General features: G+C 62.1%; 26 protein-coding genes and 1 pseudogene. 17 read left to right on the top strand and 10 right to left on the bottom strand.

Annotation, left to right across the window (positions count from 1 at the left end; all coding sequences use genetic code 11):
• Positions 1–149: 149 nt before the first annotated feature.
• Positions 150–1,061 carry a DUF6502 family protein gene (locus B0W80_RS18320; protein WP_256856617.1) on the bottom strand — a complete coding sequence of 304 codons (912 nt, stop codon included), beginning with the start codon at positions 1,059–1,061 and terminating at the stop codon, positions 150–152.
• Positions 1,062–1,686: 625 nt separating this feature from the next.
• On the opposite strand from B0W80_RS18320, the gene B0W80_RS18315 reads away from it, so the two are divergent.
• From B0W80_RS18315 to B0W80_RS18310, 3 genes are read left to right on the top strand one after another with little or no spacing between them, the layout of a single operon-like run.
• Complete coding sequence (locus B0W80_RS18315; protein WP_077000584.1) at positions 1,687–2,028, top strand: hypothetical protein; 342 nt, start codon at positions 1,687–1,689, stop codon at positions 2,026–2,028.
• A gap of 28 nt (positions 2,029–2,056) precedes the next feature.
• Positions 2,057–2,221, top strand: a complete 165-nt coding sequence (locus tag B0W80_RS35550; RefSeq protein WP_179106970.1) for a hypothetical protein — start codon at positions 2,057–2,059, stop codon at positions 2,219–2,221.
• Positions 2,222–2,223: 2 nt separating this feature from the next.
• Positions 2,224–2,505, top strand: a complete 282-nt coding sequence (locus B0W80_RS18310) for a hypothetical protein (protein WP_077000583.1) — start codon at positions 2,224–2,226, stop codon at positions 2,503–2,505.
• Between the two features lie 438 nt (positions 2,506–2,943).
• Here B0W80_RS18310 and B0W80_RS35545 read toward each other — a convergent pair whose 3' ends face one another.
• The gene (locus B0W80_RS35545) at positions 2,944–3,096 is read right to left on the bottom strand and encodes a hypothetical protein (protein WP_179106969.1); all 153 of its coding nucleotides are present in this window, start codon (positions 3,094–3,096) and stop codon (positions 2,944–2,946) included.
• A gap of 129 nt (positions 3,097–3,225) precedes the next feature.
• Between B0W80_RS35545 and B0W80_RS35945 the strand changes: the two genes are divergently transcribed.
• A complete protein-coding gene (locus B0W80_RS35945) occupies positions 3,226–3,429 on the top strand; it encodes a hypothetical protein (RefSeq protein WP_143684685.1) in 204 nt (67 codons plus the stop codon).
• Entirely contained in the window at positions 3,430–3,795 is a 366-nt protein-coding gene (locus tag B0W80_RS18300) for a hypothetical protein (RefSeq protein WP_077000581.1), read from the top strand.
• Between the two features lie 671 nt (positions 3,796–4,466).
• Here B0W80_RS18300 and B0W80_RS18295 read toward each other — a convergent pair.
• Positions 4,467–4,712 (bottom strand): hypothetical protein, encoded by a 246-nt coding sequence (locus B0W80_RS18295; RefSeq protein WP_077000580.1) that lies wholly within the window; start codon positions 4,710–4,712, stop codon positions 4,467–4,469.
• 91 nt (positions 4,713–4,803) lie between these two features.
• Here B0W80_RS18295 and B0W80_RS35540 point away from each other — a divergent pair, with 91 nt between their 5' ends.
• On the top strand, positions 4,804–4,989 hold the full coding sequence (locus B0W80_RS35540; protein WP_077000579.1) for a hypothetical protein: 186 nt from the start codon (positions 4,804–4,806) through the stop codon (positions 4,987–4,989).
• 58 nt (positions 4,990–5,047) lie between these two features.
• Here B0W80_RS35540 and B0W80_RS18285 read toward each other — a convergent pair whose 3' ends face one another.
• Positions 5,048–5,797, bottom strand: coding sequence for a hypothetical protein (locus B0W80_RS18285; RefSeq protein WP_077000578.1), 750 nt, complete (start codon positions 5,795–5,797; stop codon positions 5,048–5,050).
• Between the two features lie 184 nt (positions 5,798–5,981).
• On the opposite strand from B0W80_RS18285, the gene B0W80_RS35030 reads away from it, so the two are divergent.
• Positions 5,982–6,338: a hypothetical protein gene (locus B0W80_RS35030; protein WP_143684684.1), complete on the top strand. Its 357-nt coding sequence runs from the start codon at positions 5,982–5,984 to the stop codon at positions 6,336–6,338.
• A 189-nt stretch (positions 6,339–6,527) separates the two neighbouring features.
• Here the strand turns inward: B0W80_RS35030 and B0W80_RS18280 are convergent.
• Positions 6,528–6,713, bottom strand: a pseudogene (locus B0W80_RS18280) (hypothetical protein); the annotation flags it as partial.
• Positions 6,714–6,916: 203 nt separating this feature from the next.
• Between B0W80_RS18280 and B0W80_RS18275 the strand changes: the two are divergent.
• Positions 6,917–7,318, top strand: coding sequence for a hypothetical protein (locus tag B0W80_RS18275; RefSeq protein WP_077000577.1), 402 nt, complete (start codon positions 6,917–6,919; stop codon positions 7,316–7,318).
• A 363-nt stretch (positions 7,319–7,681) separates the two neighbouring features.
• Here B0W80_RS18275 and B0W80_RS18270 read toward each other — a convergent pair whose 3' ends face one another.
• Both B0W80_RS18270 and B0W80_RS18265 read right to left on the bottom strand, forming a co-directional pair.
• The gene (locus B0W80_RS18270; RefSeq protein WP_143684683.1) at positions 7,682–8,110 is read right to left on the bottom strand and encodes a hypothetical protein; all 429 of its coding nucleotides are present in this window, start codon (positions 8,108–8,110) and stop codon (positions 7,682–7,684) included.
• Between the two features lie 39 nt (positions 8,111–8,149).
• The gene (locus tag B0W80_RS18265; protein WP_077000575.1) at positions 8,150–8,467 is read right to left on the bottom strand and encodes a hypothetical protein; all 318 of its coding nucleotides are present in this window, start codon (positions 8,465–8,467) and stop codon (positions 8,150–8,152) included.
• Positions 8,468–8,729: 262 nt separating this feature from the next.
• Here B0W80_RS18265 and B0W80_RS35025 point away from each other — a divergent pair, with 262 nt between their 5' ends.
• Both B0W80_RS35025 and B0W80_RS35020 read left to right on the top strand, forming a co-directional pair.
• Complete coding sequence (locus tag B0W80_RS35025) at positions 8,730–9,833, top strand: hypothetical protein (protein WP_143684682.1); 1,104 nt, start codon at positions 8,730–8,732, stop codon at positions 9,831–9,833.
• 119 nt (positions 9,834–9,952) lie between these two features.
• Complete coding sequence (locus tag B0W80_RS35020; protein ID WP_218668920.1) at positions 9,953–10,207, top strand: hypothetical protein; 255 nt, start codon at positions 9,953–9,955, stop codon at positions 10,205–10,207.
• 383 nt (positions 10,208–10,590) lie between these two features.
• Here B0W80_RS35020 and B0W80_RS35940 read toward each other — a convergent pair whose 3' ends face one another.
• Positions 10,591–10,980 (bottom strand): hypothetical protein, encoded by a 390-nt coding sequence (locus B0W80_RS35940; protein WP_143684680.1) that lies wholly within the window; start codon positions 10,978–10,980, stop codon positions 10,591–10,593.
• 1,536 nt (positions 10,981–12,516) lie between these two features.
• Positions 12,517–13,590 carry a DNA-binding protein gene (locus B0W80_RS18250; RefSeq protein WP_218668919.1) on the bottom strand — a complete coding sequence of 358 codons (1,074 nt, stop codon included), beginning with the start codon at positions 13,588–13,590 and terminating at the stop codon, positions 12,517–12,519.
• A gap of 181 nt (positions 13,591–13,771) precedes the next feature.
• Between B0W80_RS18250 and B0W80_RS18245 the strand changes: the two genes are divergently transcribed.
• Entirely contained in the window at positions 13,772–14,899 is a 1,128-nt protein-coding gene (locus B0W80_RS18245; RefSeq protein WP_373038771.1) for a site-specific integrase, read from the top strand.
• Positions 14,900–15,289: 390 nt separating this feature from the next.
• Here the strand turns inward: B0W80_RS18245 and B0W80_RS18240 are convergent, their stop codons facing one another.
• Positions 15,290–16,108, bottom strand: coding sequence for a GntR family transcriptional regulator (locus tag B0W80_RS18240; protein WP_077000589.1), 819 nt, complete (start codon positions 16,106–16,108; stop codon positions 15,290–15,292).
• Positions 16,109–16,251: 143 nt separating this feature from the next.
• On the opposite strand from B0W80_RS18240, the gene B0W80_RS18235 reads away from it, so the two are divergent.
• The 6 genes from B0W80_RS18235 (at position 16,252) to B0W80_RS18210 (ending at position 22,748) form a co-directional block, all read left to right on the top strand.
• Entirely contained in the window at positions 16,252–17,289 is a 1,038-nt protein-coding gene (locus tag B0W80_RS18235) for an esterase (protein WP_077000571.1), read from the top strand.
• Positions 17,290–17,310: 21 nt separating this feature from the next.
• Positions 17,311–18,312: a tripartite tricarboxylate transporter substrate binding protein gene (locus B0W80_RS18230; RefSeq protein WP_077000570.1), complete on the top strand. Its 1,002-nt coding sequence runs from the start codon at positions 17,311–17,313 to the stop codon at positions 18,310–18,312.
• Positions 18,267–19,217 (top strand): oxaloacetate decarboxylase, encoded by a 951-nt coding sequence (locus B0W80_RS18225; protein WP_306171865.1) that lies wholly within the window; start codon positions 18,267–18,269, stop codon positions 19,215–19,217. The genes B0W80_RS18230 and B0W80_RS18225 overlap by 46 nt, the downstream gene beginning before the upstream one ends.
• A gap of 1 nt (position 19,218) precedes the next feature.
• On the top strand, positions 19,219–20,196 hold the full coding sequence (locus B0W80_RS18220) for a tripartite tricarboxylate transporter substrate binding protein (RefSeq protein ID WP_077000588.1): 978 nt from the start codon (positions 19,219–19,221) through the stop codon (positions 20,194–20,196).
• A gap of 17 nt (positions 20,197–20,213) precedes the next feature.
• Complete coding sequence (locus tag B0W80_RS18215; RefSeq protein WP_077000568.1) at positions 20,214–20,960, top strand: Sua5/YciO/YrdC/YwlC family protein; 747 nt, start codon at positions 20,214–20,216, stop codon at positions 20,958–20,960.
• 117 nt (positions 20,961–21,077) lie between these two features.
• Positions 21,078–22,748: a 3-(methylthio)propionyl-CoA ligase gene (locus B0W80_RS18210; protein WP_077000587.1), complete on the top strand. Its 1,671-nt coding sequence runs from the start codon at positions 21,078–21,080 to the stop codon at positions 22,746–22,748.

Genomic DNA, 22,748 nt, shown 5'->3' with positions numbered 1-22,748 from the left:
CGCCAACGCCGGTCGGCGCCTGTCCTGCAAAGCCACCGCCGATGACTGCGAAGCCTCCGCCACCACTCCCACCGCCGCCCCCGCAGGACAGCACAAGTGTCGTTCCCAGCGCAATGCATAGCGTACGCAGCCAGGACGCGCTCATGTATTCAGTCCGTTCTTTGATCGGGGGCAAGGGGTGATGCCTGTGCCACGGCTGCCGTGTCTTCGTAGTAGGTATAGATGCCGATTCGAATGCGGCCGGAGGCGTGACTATCTGCCGCTTCGTAAGCGCGCGTGAGCTCGCGCGTCAGCTCGCGATTCAGCGTGGTCCAACGTTCGCGCACCAGTTGATGAACCCGCTCGCAGTCCGCAAGGGCAATGCCTGAGGCAAAGACCGAGCGCTCAAGCAGCGGAGGCGCCTCCTCCAAAGTGTTCGTCACGCCAGCGAGCAAGTGATCGCGGACGTTGTCGCCCAGGAATGCGAGCATGCTCTTGAGATCCTTGGCCGGCACGAAGCCCGATGCATTCAGTACTGCATGGCCACCTGCCTCCCTTGCCATGTCCAGGCGCACGAGTTCATCGAGGATCGTGCGGTGATGCACGTTGCCGCGGCTCGCGTGCCGTGCCACAGCCTCGAATGACACGCGATCTTCGGAGGCGGCGAGGGGGAGGCTGCGCAGCGCCGGATCGTCGTTGGCCATTTGAAGCCAAAGCGTGAGCGTCTTGGCGGCCGCAGAACCCTCGGTGTGCGGCAGACTCTCTTCCGCCTCGCGGACGATAGCCGTGACGATTTTGCGGTTGAGCCCGGTGGTGACCGACAACTGGCTGATGTTGGGCTCCGCGCCCTTGGCCCGCCACAGTCGTTGCGCCTCCTCGATCAGCAAGTCGCGCAGAAGGGTTTCGAAATGAGCGTGCTTGAGACCGAATGCGAGAGCGATTCTCACTACTGGACGAAGCACGCGCGCGCAGGCCTCCAGTACCCACTGCGTGCGCGCCGCGCTCCCCTTGGCCTTGCTACCAGCAACACGCGTGCTGCCATCGGGCCTGGCGTTCGTTGATCGATTCAGTTCTCTCGCCATGGTGGCTGTGTTCCACGCCGATGCCCTCTGGAGCGCGGCGCGGTGGTCAGGTGGGCCGGTTGCCAAAAGGCCGTCGATGCGTCACTCAGGTGCCAAGGCGACTTTCGACGTCGACGCCTTGGACCCTAGTACTGCAGCGGCATTGTTACGCCACGCGGCCGCAGTGCCGCAGCCATGTGTCGCGCAAAACCCGAAAGGACAGGGATACGCGGCAGCGTCTTACATGGATCAGGTGATCACCATAGGACAAACGGACTATTACATGTGAATTTTTCACACCCTCTAGATAAGACATGCATGTATCTGTCACACAGCGGCTCAGAAGCTCCGAAGCAAGGGGTAGGCGGCGACCTGTCGTCGTCAGTCAACGCGGGCGCGGGAGTGCGCGTCGAGTTCCCGACACAGTCGCCCAAAAGAAGCGCGAGGCCTGGATGGTCGCAATGCGCATCAGGAAGGCAGTCCAGGCGCGGATTGTTGAAGCGTTCCGACGGCATCTCGAAGGGTCCGGCCCCGGCCCTTCCGATGAGGCGCTCCTGATGTTCGCACGGCTGGCGATTGCCGAGCAACGCCTCATGCGTCGTGCGGCAATGAGGTCTCGAGTCATTTCTATTGTCGAGGGACAGCCATGACCACGTCGTCTTTTACGGAACACCGCAACTCCCGCGAAGAGATTCCCTACGACAGCATTGCCAACCTCGCAACGCTGCGCCCGAGGGCAGTCTGCACAGAAGGTTGCGAGATCTGCAAGCTATGCAGCACGATCGACGTTGGAGCGGGTCATTTCTGCAAGGGCTGCAACCACAACCTGTCGACCTGCTACGCCGCCGATCTCGACGATCGGGCGTACTTCCAATCGACGCCGGCGCCGTTTCGACATCGGTGGAACCGAGCCTGTGACTCTGCAGCGTACTGGATGGTGATGAATGCCTTGGCAGGTGCGACCGTGCTCCTGCCAATCATCTCCTAGCCGTCGGAATCATTGTGGGAACACCCAGATGGCACAGAGTGACGACGATTTCTGGGTAAGTTCATCTCGACGCCAAGAGCTCGAAACGAATCGCCGCCGAGAGGCGCAGACCTTCGCCGCGGGATGGCGCCGCAACATCTCGCTCATCGTGCTCCTCGCAGGTTGTGCGGCCGCCTATTTTGTCTTTCGCTGATCATGTTCGAACGCTACAGCAAGCGCATCAAAGACTTCTGCGAAGAATCCGGTATCGAGATTCCGATTGGCTTCTGCCGGCATGATGCGAAGCGCTTCGTGGCGATTGACATGGACCACAGTCCACCGAAGCTCGTCGCAACCACGTGGTCGACAGAACAGGACACAGCCTCGTTCCTGCTCAGTTCGGCGGCAGCACGACGCATCAGGCTTCTGGACTTCAAGGAGCGCAGAGAGCTCATGTTCAACGATCAGAACCATCTTGTGAGGGGCGAGAGGTTCTAGGGGCTTCTCGCAACTAGGGACCGCGACGACTGGTACCGCACATGCCGGCGCCAACTTTCGTGCTTGATGGGACCAGCAGTGACGACCCGCACTGCGCATGCAGAAGCTGGAGCACAAGACGCGTGCAGCTCAGCCAACAGCAATCAAGATGCGAGTTGTCGTTGATTGCCAGCCGCGCTTAGGCTCAAAGCCCGACCGAGCGCCTTGCATTCAGCGCGGCGCCCGCGCGCACAGCGTCGACGACGGCTTCCGCCTGCTGGGGGTGGTCGCTCCTCCCAACAACTGAAAGCTGAGCGTGCGAAGTGTTCGGGCGCGGATTCTGATGCAGCTCAGCTTGAGCCAAACACTGGAGTCGCTCGACCCAAAGAGCACGAGCAAGTTTGTGACGCTGCATGCCCTTGTCTCCGCAAGCGATCAAGAGCTGGTCGGCCCTGCTCATCAGACCACTCCCGGCGACCACGCCACGAGGAGTACCAAAGTCAGAGCAACAACGCCAATGAAGCTGGCCTCCATCAGAAGCTCGCGCATGTCCGCGCACCACATCTGCGTGCGAGCGGGTTCCGTCGTGAGTTCGCCAAATTCGGTTTGCATAGTTGGCTCATGCCGATAGTCTGCAGATGACTCCCACTATAGGTTAAAAGGCTCAAGCATGTGATTATTTCACATTTTAATGGTAGGATTGAAAACCAAAGTACTGCTGGGAGATGAAGAATGGCCGCCATGCAAGACGAGCACCACTACGACACGAACCTTGGCTGGTGGACGGACAAGCCTGTTCGCACGATGCGCGCGTCGCCACTTGGGCCGATCTATGGGCCGTACAGAAGACGGAAGGACCGCGTCTGGCTCAAAGCCGCTCTGTTCATTGGATTGATGGTCACCTTCTGCTGGTCGCTCGTGCGCCTAGCCGGCGCAAGTGCTTAGATGAAGATGCCCGCAACAACGCACAGCAGATACCAGCGGCATTTCGGCTGGCATGCGGCGGCGGCGACCATGGTGATCCTTGGCCTGGTCACCGCCGAATTCAGCTTTCCTGGAGATCAAGGGTCGACTTACGAACTGAGAAGAATGCTCTTGGCAGTCACGGCGGTCGTCGCTTTGATCTCGCTAGCCGGCTTTGCTATTGCCACCTCATTGGTATGGCTGGCACGAAAGAGCGCCCAAGAGGAAGAAGCGGCCGACGAAAGGCATGCTAGGCGGGCTTTGACGGAGGCCCCTGCGAACGAACGCCTGCGCGCGCTCAGAGCAGTGACGTCGTCCGTCGAGCGGGCGCCTAATCAACACGGCTAGCGGGCCCCATTCATAGGCGACACCTCAAGCGCTCGGCGGCTCGTGCCGCTTCGCTGCAACTCGGCAGCGATCGCGGTGCGCCGCCGGTCGCGTCGATCGCAGCCAATACAACTCGGACCTCCGCGTCACCTTCTCTGAGAAGACTGCGACTCTGGCCGAAACGAGCGCCGAGACGCCGCTATGTGCGTTCGCGGAGCGGCGGAGATTGACATCCCGGCTCTCCCTTCGGCGCAAAAGATTTAGAAAAGCCACCCCACACCGCGTGTTCATCCGGAACGAAGCGCACCGTCGCCGACGATGCGACATTTGAACTTGGCGCGGGCGCTCTGCGGATGGCAAGCCCTGTTATGTTTTAAAGTGCATTTCAGATCAACGCCGTCGCTGGAGGTTCTACGTCACAAAGATGCCCCCTTGCATTCAGCCGAGCAGTCGCGCCCATGATCACAGGGTTCTTCTCGCCGTGATTCGGCAGCAGAGCGTCGAAAGCGTGAATCCCGGATCGCTCTGCCGCGTCACGATTCGGCTTCAACATCAGTTGCGCAGACGGCAATCCTTTCCATTTGGCTAGATGGGGGCCGGGCGCTGCGGCCCATCAACCAACGACCGTGCATACGGATGCGAGCGATCCGCGAAGATCTTCGGATCGACAGCAGGCTGTGGCGGATGAGGGCCTACCGTGTGAGCTGCTGAACCGCGGTGGCGTCGGCCGGGGCTTCGACGCCGGCTGCCCTCTGGAAATCGAGCAGGACCGTTACCGGCGCATCCGGCGCCAACGAAAGCGCCAGCAGGGGAGTCCCGGCTCGACCCAGACGACGACACAACGATGCGCGGGCGCACAGCCAGGTCCGCAACGGCATGGACAGAATCTGTCCGAAGGTCGAGAGCACGACCGGCTTGATCTCCTCGACCTTGATCACATGAGGGCCTGCTTCTCAGAGCAGCCATGCTATTGGCATCCGGCGGCATGTTCAAAAGGATGGGCTGAGTGATGTCCTTACCGTACAGGGGGTGTCGGACATCGAACTGCTCCCTGACTTGCAGGACTTCGTCGAAGTTGCGTCGGCTGATCGCGTATTCGGACGCGAAGCGGACTCCGACACCTGCCAGCTTGCTGAGCTCGCGCGCCGCATCGAGGTAGCGAAAGAAGTCGAGGCTTGCCGAAAGCTCTTCGCGCGCAACGTCGGCCCCCGTTGAGAAGATCTCTTGCCCGCGTAGTTCCAAGCAGATGCGCAGGCGCCAGCCTTCCAGCAGCTTAGTCGCGAACTCGTTGATCTTTTGTGTGTAAGGAATTTCCGCCAGTTCGAGTCCCACCGGTGAGCGAGACGTCCATGCCGAGAGTGAGCATGCCCTCAAGCGCGCTTCCACGGTAGGTCGCAAGCGCGCTACCACCGCTCATTTGCCCATCCAGCTGCGCGAAGAACCAGCACGGCTGCGCTTCGTGCTCGAGCTCCAGACGCATCACCGCTGCAGTTTCGGGGCGGGAGATTTCCAGAGTCACGGCATTCGACAGCATGTGCTCGATCAGCCGAGATCCCTTGACGGACACGCCGCCGAGATCGAATGCAGCGGTACCGTGCGTGACGACCTGATTGAGCGAGGACTTCCACGACGCTGCGCGTGCCGGAGGAACAAGAAACGAAAAGGCGAAATCTTCGCGGGCGGAGAGGTCGATCCTTTCGCGACCATTGATGTAGCTAGTCTGGACCCGGACGCGGGGGTCCAGTCTCTCGAGCGCAATCTGAACGGCGCGATGGGCATTGGGAACGATGGGTGGCCAAGCCGTTGCACCAGGATAGCCAGACAGCGCTGCCACCATCTGCCGCTGGCCCTCGCCGACTCCCGGCCAACGATTGATCTCGAGCAAGGCTTCGGCTTCGCGGCGCATCTTCCAGGCACGCAGCAGCGCGGCTGGGTAGCGCGTTGCATCCTTGTCGATCAGCGATGCACAGGATTGGCACAGCCAAATGCCGTTGTCGAAAGACCTGCGCTGCTCGGGCGTCATACCGGAATCCGCACGCGGCCCGTTGGGGGAGGCCGCATGAATATGGGCCCCAACCCCCTGTATCACGACGTCCTGCGGGCCCGACCCTGGGCCGATGGTGGAGACACCACATTCATCCCGCGAGCATCGGTTTGCGACGCGTTCGCGGAGTCGTCTGATCACTGACGCCGGAAACTCGTCGCGATTGCTGTTCTTTGCCATCGATCTTGCTGTTGTGTCGAGCAGCGAGCATGAATTCCCGTCGCTGCTGCATCGTCGAATTCTAAGGAGCGCAGCGCCTGCCAGCGGGCGGTCTTGGGAGGAGGGCGTGCGGGCTTCGCCAGTATCAGCTTGTTTGAGGTTGGCGCGGTTGCTTCATGAGAAATCCGTCGACCTGATGTTTCTTCCCCAAGAGCAACGAGAGATGGCCGCGCCGCAAGCTCCCATAAAAGCCTGCAGTTCCATGCTCATGGCGGCAATGTTCGATGCCTGCGATGAAATTTTCGCCGCAAACCGATCGACCATGACGCCAACCGCCAGATGCGGCTTCTCCTGTTTTTGAGTGTCGCGTAGTGGTGGTAGACGTGCCGGTGGCCGCCGCGACACTCGAACTGGATGTCGACGCCGGCGATCGAGATGAGTTGGCACTTTGGGAGCTGGGTCATAGCTGCAGGTAGCCTGCCGGTGGCGACGGGCACATGAAAGCCCGGTAGTTGTAGCAAGACAGGAGGTCTACCACCGCACTTTGATACTACTTCGTCAGCCACTCCGCATAAGCGTTCACATCGATCATAGGGACAGTGCCGCTGAACTGCAGCAACGATATCAGCTTGAACAAGAACGCGGTCGCGGGCTTGCCTTCCTTGGTGAATTCGTACTTGGCCTGCGTCTGATCCCACACGAAGTGGCCGTGCGCCGCCACGCAGCCAATATTGAGTTCATGATGTTGACCGGCGCGCGGATCGCCAGTTCCGTTGTGGCTCTTTGGTCGGCGCATTGTTGCTTGGGTCGCGCCCTGTTCACGGGAAGTTTTTCACAGGAACCAACGCTGACAACCCTAGGTTCCATCTGCGAGCGGCTGCGCAGGGGCCGACCCACAACGCGCTCGCTATAGTTTCTGAAACGATTGAGGGACAGAAAATGGATCTGGCGTCGGTTTCGACAATGGTGGGCTCCCTGGTGAGCCTTGGAGCGTTGACCGTTGCAATTGCGAGCCTTGATGAGGCGAAGCGCGAATGGCTCTTGCGCTCTTGGAAGAGGGCTCTCAGCGTGGTTTTCTACGTGGTGCTCTTTGCGAACTCCGCGTTGGGCATGTACGTCTTCAAGATCGACAGTCAGCCCATTGCTCGGGGCGACGTGCTGGCCTTGTTCCTGCACTTCTTCAACATCTGCGCCGGTCTGGTCTTCCTGTTCATGGCGGCGAGCGAGCGAGCACTAGACGCACGAAATGCGAAAAGGGCAAGTCTCGAAGCGAAAGTGAGCGAGCTTGAGGCGCGTCTAGCTCAGGGCGTTTCGCCGTTGCCTCGGATCGATGCCGCGTGAGCAAGGTGAGATGGACCAGCGACGAAATGAAGTCGTCGCCAACCATTTGCGCACCAGGTTGAAGGCGATTAGCGTTCAGGCTTTTCACACTGAGGAGGTCTGAATGTCTTCGATTCGCACAACCAACTTCCTGCTGGCGATCATTGCCTTCTGCTTGGCGCTCATCGCGGGTAGGTCCGTCCTTTGGGAGGTTCTGCCGTCGGCGAACGCGCAGACTACTGCGCCTTGGCAGCGGACTGCGGTCTACGGATGCAAGCGAACTACTGCGGGAGGCTGCGACTGGGTTCCGGTCAGTGTTGACGAGCATGGTGTTGCCTGGACTAGGACCAAGTAGCTAGATCGGGGCTCCGCTCGAAACTCTGACTAGGAAGAAATGTCGGGGTCGTACTTTCCGCGCCTGGCCGACCGGCGCAGGAGCGAAGTGCCGACCTGTCGTGCCGCTCTCTCGCGCTCACGTCGCCGTGCTTCAGTCGGGTCTGCAGTTGGCTTCTGCCTGTTCGGGTTCGTCTCGCACCACCAGGTCTGCCTGTAGATCGGCCCTGCGCCCTTCAGGCCGCGGGTAGGGTAGACCTCGAAGCCCGTGAGCAGGATGCCGCGGTCATTGATGGCCAGCAGCCGAACCTTGTCGAGCAGCGGCACCACGTAGCTCTCTCGATCGGCAGCGAGCAGCACTGCCACGCGCTTCATGCCTTTGCGCTGAACGCGCAGTTCGCCGTGAACTGGCGCAGCCTCGATGTCTTCCGGGTGCAGCGGCAACCCTTCTCGGCGGCAGCGGTAGAGGATGGTGAACACATGCAACTACTGGATGAATGTCCAGTGTATGCCGCCGAGTCAGGTCAGCGGTGGCCGATTCTTCGGCGGCCTTCCCCTTCGCTTCGGGACCGGAGGTATGTAGTTGATCCCGGCAATCATCTCGGCGATCAAAGCGCCTGGCTGGTAGCCCCTGTCGGGCGCTGATCCATCTGCTGGCATCCATTCAAACGTGTAGCGCTCGACAGCCTCGGCAAGAAGGTCACGGAGGACGTCAGGGGCCTCGCGTTGATTCCTATGGCAGAGCGCCTCAAAGTCTTCGAAGAGCTTCCGGTCGAGAAGCACGCTCAACAGATCGTGCCTGCTGTCGATCGGCTTAAGCAGCTTGAAGATGGTCATGGCGATTGAGATTTTGAGCCACCTTTCCGCGGGCGAGGAGGAAGGCGAGGAACTGTTCAACGTCGCAGTCCACCAGCTCAGGCTTCCGAGGAGCATCGTGGCAAAGCACGCAAGCAGCCGCTAACCTGCCAGGCGTCCGCACGGCTGAATGGGTAAAGTGAAGCGGAAGGGCGCCATACCGGCGGAGCGGTTCAGGCGTTGAGACAGTCTCCCGCGGAGGCCCGATACTCGACCAAATTGTTGAAGGCCCAGACGTTCCGAAATGACAGTGATTTCCGCGTTTTCCATCGCAGACACAGCAGCGCTAGTGGGCGATCTTTTGCTATCGGGGAGCAGTGAGACAAAGGCGCCAGAATTGTCAATCCCTGCTGTTGGTCGAGTTGACGACTTTTTCGGTGGGGCAGACGGGGGCTGGCAAATTCTTGGCCTTCGCCAGAAAGTCGTGCTCATCAGCCCGAAGTGTGTCATCGGATGGGCTGGGAGTTGGTTGCAGGCAAGAGTCATAGTTGCTGACCTGCGCTCTCTTGCTGGCCAAGGTCCGCTTACCGTTGAGCAAATCGGGCAGTATCTTTGCAATACCACTGAACAGATCGATGACTTAAGTCTTGTAGGGTGGGTGGCCCGGGGCGAGCGTTTCGTCAAATTCAATTTCAACGCAGAAACTTTTAGTGTGGACGGAGTAGGCCAGGTGATGGCAGGGGGAACCGGCGCCGATGCAGTCAGGGAGTACTTCAACTTTAGACCGAGCTTCACGTCAGTCACCGGCGCTACAAGTTCGTTGCATGAAGCCTTCTTTCACGGCGTCATGATGGCCATTCTTTTTCTGCGAGCGGAACTGCACGGAGGCGATGCTGCAGCAACCATAAGAAACTCCTTCGGCGGAGGTTATGAGATTGCTTGTTCTATGGGTGGGGAGTTTCGGAAATTGAGCGACGTCGCTTTTTTAGTCTGGCGCATTGACCTGAGTGACCCAAACCACTTCAACGTGGCCTTGGACCTTTCGATCAAGCAGCAGTATCAAGACGACACACTGCTGTTGCGCTCAGCGAGATGGACGCGCGACGAGACGGGTCGCCCGGCGCAGTTTGATGAGCAATTTCATGCAGTGCCGCCGATGTACGGAGCTGGTCCCCTGACCCTCCCGCCGACCAGAGAGTCCATGCCGTTTTCATCTTCTTCGTTCGTCCACTGTTTTCTAGTTCAGAAAGGAGAAAAGTTCGGCATAGCGGGGATGTACCACAGCCAAACGAGGTCTGATCAAACTTACTTTCAGCTCAAGGAAACCGAGTCTGATCTAAGTTTTTTTGCATCTGCTTCCTTCAAGCAAGCGGTCAAGAATGCCGCCTTTGGACTTCAGCTTGATTGATGAAGAAACTTCATTGGAGGTGTCGAGGGAATACCGGCATTGATGGCGGGTATCGACATTGGTCAATGCCCGTCTCGCCCCTGGCATAGTCTTGCCTCATGCCTGCAAGCCCCGAAGAGATGCGCCGCCTGGTCGAGGATTTCGAGCAGGCTCACCCGCCGATGGCACGCGCGATGGCCGACCTATTGCTGCGCGGCAATGTGGTCTTGGAAGAGCACGAACTGCTTGAGGGCAGCGTCGGCGACGGCTTCGAAGCCTTCGTTCTCGGCGTGCTCGAAGAGCATGGGACCTCAAGGGAAGTCTTCGCAGCCACCCTCACTGCGCTGAGCCGTCTACGAGACACGATCGATCATCTCGACCAGTTGCCGCCTTGATATCAAGCGCTCAGGAGGAACTTCCTTCCAACGAGGGAGGCGCAACGTTGTCCGAGGCATGCCGCGTCACATACTCATCGATCCAAGCGCGCGCTTTCGAAGCGAGAACCTTGCGCGCCGCGGCATCCTCTTCCGGCAGCCCAACGACCGAGACGCGGCACATCAGTTCACCGGCACGCCTCACCTCAGCCACATAGTAGGAAGTCCCCTCTGTGGTGCACTCGAGTTGGACGTCCATCGTCCAGTCTGCTGGTGCCGCAGGAGGATCTGCAGATTCGCGCGGAGGAGTGATGTTCATCGCCAAACGCCAGTCGTTTCGAAGCAAAGTATGCCGCAGCGTCCGGCAAACTGTCTTAACAGGCGTTAAGACTGCGCGCTTCGGCTCAAAGGGAACGCGGATAGGAGCTTTGAGCTTGAGCCCGTGCTCCGCCAGCGGTATCGCCAAGCGAATTTTCCAGTGGCGGCGGCACCGATTGCCAAGCAGCCATAGGCTTCTGGGGCCTGTTCCGTCGTGAGCGCGTGAGTGTTGGCTTGCGAGACGGTCTGAAGGCCTTCGCTTTGCGCTCCTCTTCAGCCGCCTGCTTCAGTGCTTCTCTACCGAGCTTGGTCACACACAACACCGTCGCGAATGGCTGGTCTGAACCGATCGTCGATATGAATGCAGCAACACATTCGGCTCGTCGCAGAAAGCGGACCTGCTCGACGCGGACGGGATCTCTGAGAGTGAGGGGCAAGGATTGCTCCGCCAGTTCGCGCAAGAACTCGAGTGCCATTTTCAGACTCCTTTCAACTTGGCAGTTCTAGGGTTGGCAGGAAGAGCGGCACGCAGCTCGCTCTCGGCGGAAATTTATGCGCGAGCCGACGCGATTTCAAGAGGGCAGTTTCGCGAGCCGGCCGGGGCCCTTGGCTTGCGAATACCGGCATCGGTGGCCGGTATTCCAGCGTCAGGTCATCGCCCCACCGTAGCACTGACTGCGCGCGATGATCCCTGCAATCCGTTGTTCGGTGCCGTCCTGCGCGTCGCGAACCTGCGACAGTTGTCGGATTGGTTGCCGACTGCAGCGAGTGAGCGCGCATTTCAGGAGCAACGGCACCCCTACGTCGCGCCCTCGCACGCAACCAATCCGAACAGCACGAAGAGCGACAACTACTCGACCAAGAACAGTATCAACGGATACAGCGGGCAAGGAAGGCACGAAGTAGGTGGCTCCCGGAGCTGATTGGAGCGCGGAATGCGCAAACTCGAACGCCTAGACAGCTAGCCCTGGGGCAGGCCGACCACCTCGGTGGAAACTCGGTTGAGGAAGTCGCAGTAGAAGCGCATCGCTAGCTCCGCAACGACTCGTGGCTCCGCCTTGCGCTTGCCTAGGAGCGGAGAAATGCTGGCGCCCAGATGGCTCCGCGGCGGTGGGTACAGCACCCCTCTATTCTTAACTGGAAGCAAGGGCCGATCCCAAGCGGCCCAGGAAAGCTGCACGCGTCCATCGGGAGCGACAACCCCCTTGAGGTTTGCATCCCACTCTTTTGCGAGCGGCGCGATGCTGTGCTCGTCAACGTTGCGGGCCTGTTGGAGATACAAGAGCAGTGGGTCAGTACGCCTCTTGTGTGCGACGTCAGATTTAACCTTCTGCCACCCGGGTATGGCGGCTACCGCAGCCTCTGTCTTGGTCCAGACCCGCTCAAGGCGTCCAAGTAGCTCGCGCCACGCCGCCTCGTATTCTTCAAAATCTCGTAGCGCACATGCGACCATACGGCGAAGCGCCACGTCCGCAGCCTCAAACTCCTTCCAAGCCGGGTACAGAGGATGGGATTTGAGGGAAGGGTCAATTGGCATGGCGCCTTGCCCGCTCAGCGGGGTTCCAGCGAGTACGGCGAAGCTCTCCACCCCAGGACGATGCCCCTTGACGAGCAAAAGCTTCGACCTTCCTAATCAAACGACTCATAGCGAACATCACGTAGTTGGAGGCGCGTAAATTTAGCTTGGAAGCTCTCGGGTAGTCACGAGGGGCCACGGCCATGCGCTGCAAGCTAGCCAGCCAGCTTGTAGGGGCGCTTACTGACGGACCGAAATGCTCTCACGACGGGGCAACCTTTGAGGCTTCATACGGCCTCCCGACCTTGGTCACGCAAGAGCGCTGTTTCGAGCCCCGATTTCGGGGCCGGTGGCTACACAGTGGCTACACCTTCACAAAGCGAAAAGGGCCTGCTGCATTTTTGATAGCAACAGACCCTTGTCTATGTTGGTGCCGGAGAGATGATTCGAACACCCGACCTTCTCATTACGAATGGATGGATTGGCTCCCCGTTTCCTAAGGATTTGCCGAAGATGGCTTACCTCGCCGAACTGTGGCTTTGCGTACCACCTTGTCCGAAGTGCGTACCGCTGCCAGGGCGCCGGCAAGAAGCTCGCGCGCGTCCTCGTGCAATTTGCGTTCCTCACGCGACTGGCGCTCGAGATCCACGACGCGCTGTTGCGACGCAGCTCCATCAGCCTGGGCTTGTGCCAGTTCGCCCGCCTGGACGGTGAGCCGTTCATGAAGCGCGCGCTCGACGTCCTGCGCGGCTTGCTGTGTCTCCCGCAACATGCGGCGCCCAGCCTCCAGTGTCTGAGCCGCGGCCTCCTCGCTCTGAATGCGCTGCTGCTGCTCTCTGGCGAGGATTGCCTCAAGTTGCTTGGCCGTCTGGCGCGCGCGGTCGACGTCCGCCAACATGCGCCGCTCCTGGCCCGCATGCCGCTCTTCAGCTTGGCGCAGATCTTGATCTTTCGCAGCCGCAAACTCGGCATGTTCCCGGCGCATTTGCTCCTGCCTCTCAGCCGCTTGAGAGAGAAGGGCGGTCAGCCGCTTGATTTCATCGTCGAGCCCCATGCGCACGCGCTGCGCCTCGAGCGCATGTTCCTTGAGCTGCCGCTCCATCGTTTCGCGGGCCCGCTGCGAGGAGGCCAGCGCCGCATCCAGGCTCACGCGTGCCTGCGCAAAGGCTTCCTCACGTCGAGCGTGCGCCTCCTGTGACTCTGCGAGAGCCGCTTCGTGCTCCTGAATCGCCGCCCGCGCCGCTTCGAGCTCGCCGCGCTGAACTTCCTCGGCTTCACGCCGAGCCGTCTCCCAAAGCAATTTGGCCGCGTTGCGCACGCCCGCCGGCATGCCGTCTGAATCGTTGCCTGCGGGCCTGCCTGGCCCAGCCTGAAGACTCACCAGCCGATCGCCCAGCGAAGCAAACCATCGCTCGAGCATCGGACTCACCGTGTTCGGCGAACCACGCCCGATCTTGAGCCGCACGCGCTCGATCGTCGGCCGCTGGCCCTCGGCCAGCAGCGCATCCGCGGCCGCGAAGACATCGGATTCTTGAATCCCGCGGCCTCTGAATTCCGTCACCTTGTTCATCTGCATCCTTTCACGCCAAACCAGCCCTCAGCCCTCAAAACAACCTTCGAACCTTCCCAATTTCGATTACGCTCAACCCGCCCTCTTTTACCCACGATAAGAGAATGTTATCGTGATCTATTATTGTATAATGTAGCAAATCATATGTCATATGTACGATAAACCAACCCAAGCCGCCAACTTGCAACCGCTGGCGCACCCGAGGCCCGTCCCCGCCGAGCTGGTCGGCCATGGGCTTGCGCTCGATCCGGCAGTGCTCACGAAGACCGCCGAGGACGCCGCACGCGCGCTGCTGCGCGAGGGCGAGTCCTCGAACACGCGGGTTTCCTATGCATCCGCCATGCGCTATTGGTGCGCCTGGTTCGCCGCGCGCTATGCCCAGGCGTTGGCGCTGCCAGTCCCAGTGCCCGTGGTCGTCCAGTTCATCGTCGACCACGCCGAGCGCAAGGCTGACTCGGACGAGGAGTCGCAGAGCCGCAGGGATCGCGACGAGTTGGTCAGCGAACTGCCGCCCGAGATCGACCGGGCGCTTGTTGAGAGCGGCTACAAGGCCCGCCTGGGCGCGCCCGCGCTCAACACGCTCGTGCACCGCATCGCGGTGCTGTCCAAGGCACACCAGCTGGCGAATGAAACGAACCCCTGCGCCGACGCGCTCGTGCGCGAGTTGCTGGGCCAGACCCGGCGCGCCTACGCCAAGCGCGGTGCGCGGCCGCGCAAGCAGCGTGCGCTGACGAAAGATCCGCTCGAGGCCGTGCTGGAGACCTGCGACGAGTCGCTGCGAGGAAAACGCGATCGTGCCCTGCTCCTCTTCGCCTGGGCCACCGGTGGCCGCCGGCGCTCCGAGGTGGCCTCAGCCGCCCTGGAAAACCTCCAACGCGTCGACGGCAAGGCTTATCTCTACACGCTCGCCTATTCGAAGACGAATCAAACGGGGGCACAGCGTCCCGAAGACGTCAAGCCGCTCGTCGGGCGCGCGGCCGTGGCCATGCAGGACTGGCTCGCTGCAAGCGGGATCAAGCAAGGCGCCCTCTTCCGCCGGATTCGCAAGGGTGGGCATCTGGGGGAGCCACTGGCGGCCGCGGCCGTGCGCGACATCGTCAAGGAACGATGTGCGCTCGCGAGCATAGAGGGAAGCTTCAGTGCGCATTCGCTACGGGCGGGCTTCGTGACAGAGGCCGGCAGGCAGAACATGCCGCTACCGGAGACGATGGCCATGACGGGGCATCAGAGTGTGGCGACCGTCGTGGGGTATTTCAGGGCCGAGGGCTCGCTGGGCAGCAAGACAAGCCGGATGCTTGATAACGAGTAACGAACTTCATTGGCCCAACCACTCGCGTCAGTATGACGACCTCGTCGTCGACAGCGACGGCCCTTTTTCATGCTGGCGGCTACGCGCTGGTAACGCGCCTCATCGCATCAAAGGATCTAAGGGGAACTTCCATGCCTGGCATCGAAGCCAGGCTGCCGCGAAGGAAATAGTATGAACCGGACGCTTGCTCCGGCAAAGGATGATGACCGATCTTTTCTCGCTTTGAGGCTCGATGCTTCGTGCGGGTGCGACCTTCGAACCAACGCAGAGCATTCTTCTTGCCCGCTTCTTCAGAGGCCGGCCCGACGCATCTATGTAGTGCTCACCCAAGCCCTGGCGGCACTCGGTGCGCCGCTTTCGCGAATGGCCGGCATTGGGCTACATCCACAGTCAGCGGCTTTCGATTGGAATCTCGTGCATGAAGTACCCGGCGCTCAGGGTGTTGACCGCGTCGCCCGCGAAGTCCATGAGGATGCGGCTGCGCTCCGGTGTCATCGTGACTGTGATGTACTGGACCGGACGACCTTCGGGGTCGTGAATGACGCGTACGACCTTGAGCAGCGGCACACCCACCTCGGTGTGCAGCAGGCGTGCCCGGTCCGGATCGCTGATGTCGGCGGTGATCTCCTGAATCACTCGCCCGAACTTTACGCCCTGGGCCAGAAGGATCTCGTACAGCGCCTGCTTGCGCAATGCGCTCGCGGTCACCTTCTTGCCTAAGGGCACAGGCACCCAGGCGTCGCTCAACATGACCGGCGTATCGCCCACGCTGCGCAGGCGCAAGGCATGCACGGCCCGGGCGCCGGGCGCCAGTTGGAGCATGGCGATGACATCCGCCGGCGGCTCGGACTGCTCGACAAGCAGCACCTGGACCTGCGTGTCGCTGGCCGCCTGGCGAAGGCTGTCAATCAGGCCGAGGGTCGGCTTAGGGCGGGCCACCGGCACCCGATCACCGCGAACGAAGGTTCCGCGTCCGTGGCGGCTTTCAACTAGTCCGAGCGCGGCCAAGTCGGCCAGGGCGCGTCGCACCGTCACGCGCGATACGCCGAACCGATCGCCCAATGCCTCCTCTTTTGGCAGCGCGCCCGTCTTGCCGAACAAGCCGCGCGAAATCTCTTCCCGAAGCACCAGAAAGAGCTGGCGGTGCAGCGATGTCCCCCTGGAAAACTGAGCAGGCTGGGCTTCGGGCTTGGGCGTCGGAAGGGTCATGGCCGAATAGAAATTCTTACAGCCAGCATAAAGCATTTGCCAACTCGGATTTCCTGTGTTTATGATGTAGCAATATCAATACAACTGAGCCGACCTTCCGCATAGCGTGATGCGGTAGGCCATTTAGGAATACGGAGCGAGACATGAAGAAAAGATGGCTGGGGTACGCCTCGGTCTTGGCCGCGGCATCGGCTTCCACCGGGTGCACCTCGACGGATGGCTTCCATGTGAAGGAAGTCGGCAGTTTTCACACCGGCGGCACCCAGGTGTCGCTAGCCGGTCTGCCTGAGCGCGAGATTCGCCTCACGCCGAGTGCGCCGCCGATGAAGGTCGACCCCAACGGTGAATTCGATACCGGGCAGGTCTATGTGCAGTACGTGAAGCTGGCCGCGCCGCGCGCCCGCTATCCGCTGCTGATGTGGCATGGCGGCGGACTCACCGGTGTGACCTGGGAGACCAAGCCGGACGGCGCGCCGGGCTGGCAGCAGTACTTCCTCAAGCAGGGCCATGATGTCTACTTGTCCGATGCCGTGGAGCGCGGCCGCGCGTCCTGGTCGCGCTACCCGGAGATCTTCACCAGCGAACCGTTTTTCCGGCCCAAGCACGAGGCGTGGGAAGGATTTCGCATTGGCCCGACCTATGACAAGGATCCGGCCAAACGTGTGGCATACGCCGGCGGACAGTTCCCTGCGCAAGCCTTCGACCAGTTCACCCGACAGGGCGTGCCGCGCTGGGCTACGAACAATGCCGCCACACAGGCCGCCTACGACGCCTTGGTGGCGAAGGTGTGTCCTTGCGTGATCGTCGTGCACAGCCAGGGCTCGGCCTTTGCCCTACAGGCTTCGCTCAACGCACCGGGCAAGGTCAAGGGCATCGTCGCGGTGGAGCCCGGTGGCGCGCCCGATCCGGCGCGCGTCGACCTCTCTGCCGCGAAGAACGTGCCGCATCTCTTCGTGTGGGGCGACAACCTGGCGGGCAACGACGGCTGGACCAAGCTTCGGGCTGCGCCCGATCGATACCGCGCTGCGCTGCTCGCCCAGGGAGCCAAAGCCGATCTGTTGGATCTGCCGGCGCGAGGCATCCGCGGCAATTCGCACATGCTGATGATGGATCGCAACTCCGATGAAGTGGCGAGCCTGATCCAGTCGTGGATGGCCGCCAACGGCCTGATGAAGCAATAGCCCCGACATCAAGGAAAAAGCATGAAGACAAATTCGCTCCGCGCAGCAGTCTCGCTCAATCGCCGCAACTTCCTCGGCCATGCAGCGCTGTTCGCAGTGGCCATGCCGAGCCTGGCACAGACTGCTCCCTGGCCGACGAGGCCCATCAAGATCGTCATCGGCTACGGCCCCGGTGGCGCCGGTGACGCCACGGCGCGCCTGCTGGCCGAGGGATTGCAGAAGATCCTGAAGCAGCCGGTGATCATGGACTACAAGCCCGGCGCCAGCGGCATGGTCGCCGCGGACTACGTCGCCAAGGCACCGGCGGACGGCTATACGATTCATTTGATTGACGACGGCGCGCTGTCCATCGGACCGGCCACCCGCAAGGTCAACTACGACCCGCAGGCTTTCACCTTCCTCGGCAGCCCGGGCGGCCTGCCTCTCGTGCTGTGCATCCCTCCCAGCCTGCAGGTCAACTCGGTCGCCGAACTCGTGACCTGGGTGAAGTCGAACCCCGGCACGGCGAGCTACGCCACCAGCGGCGTCGGCAGCCTTCCGCATCTGCTCGGCGAGCAGTTCAAGAGCCTGATCCGAGCGGAGCTGACGGCAGTGCCGTACAAGGGCACGGGCGCACTGCTGCCGGACCTCATGTCCGGCCGTGTGGCCTTTGCCTTCCCTGCGAGCACAGGCGTGCTGAGCCACGTCAAGGCAGGGAGCGTCCGCGCACTGGCCGTCACGTCGACCCAGCGGATCTCGCAACTGCCCACCGTTCCCACCATGGCGGAGGTCGGTTACCCGCAGATCAACTCGATCTACCGCTCCGCCATCGTGGCGCCGCCGGGTCTTCCGGCGGCGATCGAAACGACGTTGACCGCGGCCCTGCAACAGATCACACGCGATGCCGCCACCGTGTCGCTCCTGGAGACCGGCGGCTTCAACGTGGCGTTCCTGCCGCCCGACCAGACGAAGCAGATGTTCAAGAGCGAGTTGCAGAAATGGAAGGCGCTGATTTCGGCCAACAACCTGAACCTGAGCGAATAACTGCCAGACCGACGAAACCTTCACCGGAGATCCACTTGAGCACTTCATCCACCCTTCGCCAGCAACTCGCTGCCCCCGGCATGGTCATCGCGCCCGGTGCCTACGACGGCATCGGTGCGCGACAGATCGAACAGGCCGGCTTCAGCGCCGTGTACATGACGGGCGCGGGCGCCTCGGCCGCCCGCGGCTATCCCGATTTCGGCCTTCTCACGATGAGCGAGATGGTCGACAACGCGGCCGTGATGGCGCGCGCCATCGATATCCCTCTCATCGCCGATGCCGACACCGGCTACGGCAACGAGCTGAACGTGACCCGCACTGTGCGCGAGTACGAAGCGCGCGGCGTGGCCGCCATTCACATCGAAGACCAGGTCTCGCCCAAACGCTGCGGGCATCTGGATGGCAAGGAGGTGATCCCGCGCGAAGAGTTCGTCTCCAAGATCCGCGCCGCCGCCGAAGCGCGACGCACGAAGAGCTTCGTGATCATCGCCCGCACCGATGCGCGCGCCGTGATGAATCTCGACGAAGCCATTTGGCGCGCCAACGCCGCGCTGCAGGCGGGAGCCGACATCGCTTTCGTGGAAGCCATGCAGACCCTGGAAGAGATGGCCATGGTTCCGCGGCAAGTGCAGGGCCCCTGCCTGCTGAACGTGGTCCCGGGTGGGCGCACGCCCAACATCGACCTGCGGGAGGCCAAAGCCATGGGCTACAAGCTGGCCATCCTGCCGGGCCTGGTGCTGGTGGCGGCCATGGAGGCTGCCGATGCCGCGCTCGCCCAGCTCAAGGCCACCCACATGCCGCCCACGTTGACCCGCGGCGTCGCGGAAACGTTCCGCCGGTTCGGCGCCGACGAGTGGGATGCGCTTCGCACCCGCTTCAACGCCGGCCAACCCATGGGCCGCTGAGATGGCGCAGACCTTGTTCCTCAGACGGGTCGCGTCGGCGCTGCTGTTCTGCCTGCCGATCGCGACCACCGCTGCGGCGCCCGTCGGCGCCTGGAAGCCCACGCGCCCCGTCACGCTGGTCGTGCCCTATTCGCCCGGTGGCGGCACGGACACCGTCGCACGCGCCGTGTCGAAGCAACTCGCCTCGATCTGGGGCCAGCCGGTGATCATCGAGAACCTGCCCGGCGCGGACGGCCTCATCGGTACGCGCAAAGTCATGGACGCGCGGCCCGACGGCACCACGCTGCTGATGCAGGTTCCGGCCATCGTGCTGACCAAGTACACGCCGGGACTCAAGGGCATCGATCCCCTGGCTCAGCTTCAACCCATCACGGCCGTCGCGCAGGCTTCGAATGCCGTGGTGATCAGCGGCAAGCTTCCCGCGAGGTCATTGGCCGAGTTCGTTCAGTACTGCCGCCGTCCGGGCCAGCGCTGCTCGATCGCGACGACGGACAACCAGTCGCGCATCCTGTCGCGCCAGTTCGTTGCCGAAGAGAAGCTCGACGCCACCGTCATCGTCAACTACCGAGGCACGGCCGCAATCGTGGCGGACATGATCGCGAACAACGTCGATATGTCGTTCACGGGCATTGCCGCTGCGCTGCCCCATCACAAGGCGGGTGCGCTGCGCTTCGTCGCCACCACGGGCGACCGGCGCGCGGCGGCATTGCCGGAGGTCGCAACCGCCGCCGAATCGGGCTTTGCCCAGTATCGTTCGGTCAATTGGTTCGGTGTATTCGCACCCTTGGGCCTGACGCCCGACGCGACCCAGGGCGTTCAGGCAGCGCTGCGTGAGGCGATACAGGCGCCGGAGGTCCGCGCCGCCATCGTCGCCGCCGGTGCCGAGCTGCTGGTCAACTCGCCCGCCGAATTCGCTGCCCAGGTGAGAGCCGAAGGCGAGCGCCTCGGCGCGCTCGTCAAACGCTACCCCCTCGAATGACAACCAAGGAACTCCCGATGAACAGATTGGATATCAAGGGCGATGCCCGCCGCATCTTCGACACGCTCCAGGGCGGCGGTATCGCCATCATCCCCAACGACGCGGGCTATGCGCTGATGGGCGGCTCCTACGAGGCGGTCCGTCGCATCTTCGTCGCCAAGAAGCGCGGCGGCCACAAGCGCAATGCCATGCTGGCTTCGATGGCGACGCAGCGCGAACTGCATGTGCTCGACCAGCGCTCGCAGGACATGGTGGAGATGCTGACGCAGGACTACAACCTCACGGTGGGCGTGGCAGCGCCTTATCGCAAGGACCACCCTCTCATCGCGAAGATGGACAAGCGGCTGGTCGAGGCCAGCACCGGCAACGACACGGTGGGACTGCTGCTCAACGGCGGACCCCTGTTCGAGGAGGTGTGCCGGCTGTGCCGCGAAGCCGTGCTGCCGGTGTTCGGTTCGTCGGCCAACATCACGGGCACCGGGCCAAAGTTTCGCGTGGAAGACATCCAGCCGGAGCTGCGCGCGATTGCCGACGTCGTCATCGACTATGGCCTGCGCAAGTACCACCACTACCAGCGATCGGCAACCACGCTGAGCTTTGCCAACGGCGAGGTCGAGTGCCTGCGCATCGGCTCATGCTACGAATTGATCAGCGACTTGCTGCGCAGGCACTTCGATGTCACTCTTCCCGAAGACCCCGGGCGCGACGTCAATGCGTCGGGCCACCTGCAGGAGTTCGCGTTCAAGGATGCGAGCTATGTCTAGCGTCATCGCAGAACGAACAGCATCGATGTCGCCGGTGGCGAGCACCGCACTGTGCATGTCGTCGGCAGTCACCGAGATCACCATCGGACCGAAGGGCGCGGAATGAGCGGGCCGTCGTTGCTGGGCCTCATGCAGGAGCACCCCCTGCTGATCTCCAGCCTTCTCGATTTCGCCGAACGGCATCACGGCGATGGTGAGATCGTCTCTCGCCGCGTCGAAGGCGACATCCATCGCACCACCTGGGCGGGAATCGCACGGCGCTCACGCCAGCTGGCCAATTCGCTCGAGTCGGCCGCCGTCGAGCCGTCGGGCCGCGTCGGCACGATCGCCTGGAACGGGTACCGCCACCTGGAGCTGTACTACGGCGTGAGCGGCTCGGGCCGGGTGCTGCACACCATCAATCCCCGGCTGCACCCCGATCAGGTCGCCTGGATCATCAACCACGCCGACGACCAGCTGCTGTGCTTCGATCTGAGCTTCCTGCCGCTCGTGCAGGCGGTCCATGCGCGTTGTCCCGCGGTCAGGCAGTGGGTCGCGCTGTGCGAAGAGGACAAGCTGCCGGTCGACAGCGGCATCCCCCACCTGCTGAGCTACGAAGGGTGGATCGGCGGCGCAAGCGCGCATTACGACTGGCCTCGTTTCGACGAGAACATGGCGTCGAGCATGTGCTACACGAGCGGCACGACCGGCCACCCCAAGGCAGCCCTCTACAGCCACCGCTCCACGTTGCTGCACGCGTACGCGGCGGCTCTGCCCGATGCAATGGGCATCTCTTCGCGCGACGCGGTGTTGCCGGTGGTGCCGATGTTCCACGTCAACGCCTGGGGCATTCCTTACGCGGGCGCGTTGACCGGCTGCAAACTGGTGTTTCCCGGGCCGGCCCTGGACGGCAAGTCGGTCTACGAGCTCATCGAAAGCGAGAGCGTGAGCTTCGCCGCCGGCGTGCCGACGGTGTGGCAGATGCTGCTGGAGCACATGGATACCGGCGGCCTGCGCTTTTCCAGCCTGGATCGCACGGTGATCGGTGGTGCGGCTTGCCCGCCCAGCATGCTGCGCGCCTTCAAGGAGCGATACGGCGTCGAGGTGCTGCATGGCTGGGGCATGACCGAGATGAGCCCACTGGGCACGGTCTGCACGCTGAAGAAAAAGCATCTGGACTTGCCGATGGAGGCACAGCTGCAGATCTTGCAGAAGCAGGGCCGTGGCCTGTTCGGCGTGGAGATGAAGATCGTCGACGCCCAGGGAAGTGAGCTTCCATGGGACGGGCAGGCCCGCGGCGATCTGCTCGTCAAAGGGCCGTGGGTGGTGCAGGAGTACTTCAAGGGCGACGGCGGCGCTCCGCTGGTGCCGGACGCGCAAGGCCGCGGCTGGTTTCCCACCGGCGACGTCGCCACCATCGATGCCGACGGCTACCTGCAGATCACCGATCGCAGCAAGGATGTGATCAAGTCCGGCGGCGAGTGGATCAGCTCCATCGACATCGAGAACATCGCGATGGCGCATCCCGCCGTGGCCATGGCCGCTTGCATCGGCGTTCCCCACCCCAAGTGGGACGAGCGACCCATCATCGTCGTCGTGACGCGCCGCGGCGCGCAGCTCACGAAGGCCAAGTTGCTGGAGTTCTACAAGGGCAAGGCGGTAGCCAGGTGGCAGATTCCGGACGACGTGATCTTCGTGGAATCGATTCCGCTGGGCGCGACCGGAAAGATGCTCAAGACCCAGTTGCGCGAACAGCTCAAGGAACACCGGCTGGCCGATAGACAGGCCGAAGTCACAACGAACGGGTAA

Source organism: Variovorax sp. KK3, assembly GCF_001984055.1.
GTDB lineage: Bacteria > Pseudomonadota > Gammaproteobacteria > Burkholderiales > Burkholderiaceae_C > Variovorax.
Note: the sequence above shows the minus strand (reverse complement) of the source record. Positions and strands in the feature narration are given on the sequence as shown.

What these genes read in the sequence shown, in the direction of transcription:
- B0W80_RS18320 (WP_256856617.1), bottom strand. Translation starts at nt 1,061, where the DNA reads ATGGCGAGAGAACTGAATCGATCAACGAACGCCAGGCCCGATGGCAGC.
- B0W80_RS18315 (WP_077000584.1), top strand. Translation starts at nt 1,687, where the DNA reads ATGACCACGTCGTCTTTTACGGAACACCGCAACTCCCGCGAAGAGATT.
- B0W80_RS35550 (WP_179106970.1), top strand. Translation starts at nt 2,057, where the DNA reads ATGGCACAGAGTGACGACGATTTCTGGGTAAGTTCATCTCGACGCCAA.
- B0W80_RS18310 (WP_077000583.1), top strand. Translation starts at nt 2,224, where the DNA reads ATGTTCGAACGCTACAGCAAGCGCATCAAAGACTTCTGCGAAGAATCC.
- B0W80_RS35545 (WP_179106969.1), bottom strand. Translation starts at nt 3,096, where the DNA reads ATGCAAACCGAATTTGGCGAACTCACGACGGAACCCGCTCGCACGCAG.
- B0W80_RS35945 (WP_143684685.1), top strand. Translation starts at nt 3,226, where the DNA reads ATGCAAGACGAGCACCACTACGACACGAACCTTGGCTGGTGGACGGAC.
- B0W80_RS18300 (WP_077000581.1), top strand. Translation starts at nt 3,430, where the DNA reads ATGAAGATGCCCGCAACAACGCACAGCAGATACCAGCGGCATTTCGGC.
- B0W80_RS18285 (WP_077000578.1), bottom strand. Translation starts at nt 5,797, where the DNA reads ATGACGCCCGAGCAGCGCAGGTCTTTCGACAACGGCATTTGGCTGTGC.
- B0W80_RS18275 (WP_077000577.1), top strand. Translation starts at nt 6,917, where the DNA reads ATGGATCTGGCGTCGGTTTCGACAATGGTGGGCTCCCTGGTGAGCCTT.
- B0W80_RS18265 (WP_077000575.1), bottom strand. Translation starts at nt 8,467, where the DNA reads ATGACCATCTTCAAGCTGCTTAAGCCGATCGACAGCAGGCACGATCTG.
- B0W80_RS35025 (WP_143684682.1), top strand. Translation starts at nt 8,730, where the DNA reads ATGACAGTGATTTCCGCGTTTTCCATCGCAGACACAGCAGCGCTAGTG.
- B0W80_RS35020 (WP_218668920.1), top strand. Translation starts at nt 9,953, where the DNA reads ATGCGCCGCCTGGTCGAGGATTTCGAGCAGGCTCACCCGCCGATGGCA.
- B0W80_RS35940 (WP_143684680.1), bottom strand. Translation starts at nt 10,980, where the DNA reads ATGGCACTCGAGTTCTTGCGCGAACTGGCGGAGCAATCCTTGCCCCTC.
- B0W80_RS18250 (WP_218668919.1), bottom strand. Translation starts at nt 13,590, where the DNA reads ATGAACAAGGTGACGGAATTCAGAGGCCGCGGGATTCAAGAATCCGAT.
- B0W80_RS18240 (WP_077000589.1), bottom strand. Translation starts at nt 16,108, where the DNA reads ATGACCCTTCCGACGCCCAAGCCCGAAGCCCAGCCTGCTCAGTTTTCC.
- B0W80_RS18235 (WP_077000571.1), top strand. Translation starts at nt 16,252, where the DNA reads ATGAAGAAAAGATGGCTGGGGTACGCCTCGGTCTTGGCCGCGGCATCG.
- B0W80_RS18230 (WP_077000570.1), top strand. Translation starts at nt 17,311, where the DNA reads ATGAAGACAAATTCGCTCCGCGCAGCAGTCTCGCTCAATCGCCGCAAC.
- B0W80_RS18225 (WP_306171865.1), top strand. Translation starts at nt 18,267, where the DNA reads ATGGAAGGCGCTGATTTCGGCCAACAACCTGAACCTGAGCGAATAACT.
- B0W80_RS18220 (WP_077000588.1), top strand. Translation starts at nt 19,219, where the DNA reads ATGGCGCAGACCTTGTTCCTCAGACGGGTCGCGTCGGCGCTGCTGTTC.
- B0W80_RS18215 (WP_077000568.1), top strand. Translation starts at nt 20,214, where the DNA reads ATGAACAGATTGGATATCAAGGGCGATGCCCGCCGCATCTTCGACACG.